This window comes from Paenibacillus thiaminolyticus, from assembly GCF_003591545.1.
Lineage (GTDB): Bacteria > Bacillota > Bacilli > Paenibacillales > Paenibacillaceae > Paenibacillus_B > Paenibacillus_B thiaminolyticus_A.
On record NZ_QYZD01000086.1, the window covers coordinates 1 to 2,927 of the forward strand.

The following is a 2,927-nucleotide window of genomic DNA, read 5'->3' on the forward strand; positions in this document are numbered from 1 at the left end:
GAAATCCTGCGAATAAGCGAGTATGCAAGAGAAATGTGCTGCCTCTAGAGGGAGCGAGGGGGAGAGTGTGCGTAGGGTCCGGCAAGCAAGGACTAATAAGTGGCCCTAGGCTTAGCTCTGCGGTTACCGATCTGTTGGACTGTTGCCCAAGTAGGTTCAGGATTCACTTCACACAAGTAATCGCCTTCGGTTTAGTGGCTGTCGTATCGACCTGGAAGCACGGAATTTTTTCGGAATGCCGCTTTTTATATGATGGAAATGCAACCCTGCAGCCGCTTGATCGCATCTATCTATATAGAGAGCCACTGGGGGGAGAAGATGAACGCCGAACAGGAATGGGTGAACAGGTTGCGCGGCGGTGACCGCGAGGCGCTGCGTTCGCTCATGGATGCGTACGGTAACGACGTCATGCGGACGGCTGTCTTGCTGCTTGGTGATCAGCATGGTGCCGAGGATATCAGCCAGGAAGTGTTCTGGATCGTGTTCCGCCGAATTCATCAGAAGTCGGAGAACGGCCGCCTCCGAGCATGGATAATGAAGATTACGGTGAATCTGTGCCGGGCCCAGATGCGGAAGCCCGTCATGGAAGCGGCTATTCTTCAGGGAGCAGCCGTGGCGGGACGAAATCTCCTCCATCGGAACCACGGATTCGGTGGCGCTGCGTCTTACATTGCGGGAGTGCATCCAGAAGCTGTCTTATGCAGAGCGGGAGATCATCGTGCTTCATTATTTTCAAGATTGGCCCATTGCCGACATTAGCGCCGTACTAGGACAGCCTGTAGGGACGGTGAAGAGCAGACTGTCGCGTGCACGCCGTAAGCTTGAGCGAATATTGAAGGAAAGCGGGTGGGAGCATGAATGAGCGTTGGCGCGAGGCGCTGCAGCAAGAGATGAAGCAGGTGGCATTTGACGAGAAAATGAAGCAAGAGGTGATCGCTCATGCGAATCCTTCCCTGTGGGAGCGAGAAATCCGGATTCCGTTGCGCTTGGCGATTCCGGGCCTGTTCCTGTCGCTGCTTCTTGTATTCTCTCCGCTGCTTCAGTCCGGGGTAACAGGCAAGCCGGATCGGGTGATCCGGGATGAGGCGGCCGTGTCAGAAGACAGCTTCGTCTCCGTTGGCGGCATTTATATTCGAGCTTCGCTGCTGGAGAAGGAGGGGAGAGAGTGATCCGGTTAAAAGTGCGGCATCTCACCATCATCTTGGCTGTGCTGGCCGCTTTGTCGGGATTGTCCTGGATTGTGCCGAGGATAGCGGCAGAGCCCCATGGTTTTTGGTTATCATTTCTTGGGCACGGGGACGATACGGCCAATGAAAGGTATTTTGCGCTTATGGGCAGCCATCTTCCCGCACGTGAGAATTTGTTGTATATCGGCAAGAATAGTTCCTCTTTTTCGACCGAAGGTTCGGAAGACAGGGAGATGTCTGTGGGGGAGATGAAGCAGCAGTCCGAGCAATTCCTTCGCGACTACCCCGATCATGCGAATGCTTCGCTCGTTCGGAGCCGGCTGGGCAATATCTATATGCTGGAGAAACGATGGGATGAAGCAGAGCGGGTGTACAAGGACTTGAGCCGCAGCGACACGTGGGATCATCTATACCGCGATCAATTGATGCTGCTGGAATCAAGAGTACCCAAGCCAGGAGAGAAGCCGATGCTGAGCGGCACCGTTATACGAGGGCAACAGCCGCTGGAAGGGGCTATCGTCGTGCTTCGACAGGCGGATGCGAATTCATGGTACTCTCCACCCCGCCCGGATATTTATCCAATGGCAATGACAGATGAGAACGGGGAATTCCGTTTTTATCAGGTGCCGGAACAGACGTATGATATCGAAATTGGAGCTCCGCTTCGGGAACTGGATTACTATACGTACGCAGAGACTTCGCCGGACAGCATCGTCTTGAAGCACGGGCAATCTGTGGAAGGGATTGTCATACAGTTGAATCCGAATCTTACCGTCCTCGAGCCGCAAGGTCCTGTCACCGTGGATGGCGATGCGATTACGATGCGGTGGGAAGCTTATCCGGGCGCAGCCTATTATGTGGTGCAATGGATGGAGCCGCATCAGTCTCGCACCGGCAAATCCCGGGGGGCTGCCACCCATGTGCTTCCAGGAAAGCATGCAGGGACGGAAGCTACGTACCGTCTATCGGAGCTGAGAGAGTATGGTGCCGTCGGCGGCGGAATGAATTGGTCGCCCGATGAGGGCGTCTGGATTTATCCTTCTTATTTGCTCGGGATCGGATACCCTGGCGCTCAGTATGTGTGGAGCGTCGATGCCTATGACGATCAGGACAGGAAAATTAGCAGCTCCCGGCTATACGCGATCGTCGACCAAAGGGAACTGCCGCTCATTCGCATTCCGGACGGGCCGCTGTCCGACGGAGATCAATACGTTTTGCAGGCGGAGTATGAGTCAGCCAAGCGAGCTTACATGGAGGAAGGCAATAAGCGGCATGCATTGCGGGTACTTGCCCGCATGGAAATGTTCGGAACGACGAAGGATGCTTCGGGAGATGAGAAGAAGGCACTTTATTATTTGAAGAAAATCGATCATCCAGTGCTCTCCGATCTGAAGATGATGGAGCTGTGCTATTCCCGTTTGAACATGGAGGACGAAGCGGAACGGATACGGCGGCAAATGGAGCGCCTAGAGGGAGGCCGGGCATCCAGCAGCGATGATTAGAGAGCATGCCGCCGGGCCACCGCCCGGTTCGGCGGCGTGTACACCGGCGTATACTTGATTTCTTGATAAGGAAAATGTCGCCGACAAGCTTGGTAAGAACAGTGAGTAGAAAGTTAATTTAGGGGTTGCTTTTGTTATTCGAGCATGTTATATTTAGATTCCTGTCTTCGGCAGAGCGGCATGAGCCGCCTGAAGCGAAAAAAGATTTTAAAAAAAGTGCTTGACGCTGAATCGAAGA

The 2,927-nt window shown here is 54.0% G+C and carries 4 protein-coding genes; all 4 read left to right on the top strand.

Features of this window, described 5'->3' with window-relative positions:
* The first annotated feature begins 318 nt into the window (after window positions 1–318).
* The 4 genes from DQX05_RS29980 to DQX05_RS29995 are packed head-to-tail and all read left to right on the top strand — an operon-like array spanning window position 319 to window position 2,689.
* On the top strand, window positions 319–759 hold the full coding sequence (locus tag DQX05_RS29980) for an RNA polymerase sigma factor (protein ID WP_182914975.1): 441 nt from the start codon (window positions 319–321) through the stop codon (window positions 757–759).
* Window positions 671–862 carry an RNA polymerase sigma factor gene (locus tag DQX05_RS33370; RefSeq protein ID WP_182914976.1) on the top strand — a complete coding sequence of 64 codons (192 nt, stop codon included), beginning with the start codon at window positions 671–673 and terminating at the stop codon, window positions 860–862. Before DQX05_RS29980 ends, DQX05_RS33370 begins: the two co-directional genes overlap by 89 nt.
* A complete protein-coding gene (locus DQX05_RS29990) occupies window positions 855–1,169 on the top strand; it encodes a hypothetical protein (protein ID WP_119796878.1) in 315 nt (104 codons plus the stop codon). Before DQX05_RS33370 ends, DQX05_RS29990 begins: the two co-directional genes overlap by 8 nt.
* On the top strand, window positions 1,166–2,689 hold the full coding sequence (locus DQX05_RS29995; protein WP_119796879.1) for a carboxypeptidase-like regulatory domain-containing protein: 1,524 nt from the start codon (window positions 1,166–1,168) through the stop codon (window positions 2,687–2,689). Before DQX05_RS29990 ends, DQX05_RS29995 begins: the two co-directional genes overlap by 4 nt.
* The last annotated feature ends 238 nt before the right edge of the window (window positions 2,690–2,927 follow it).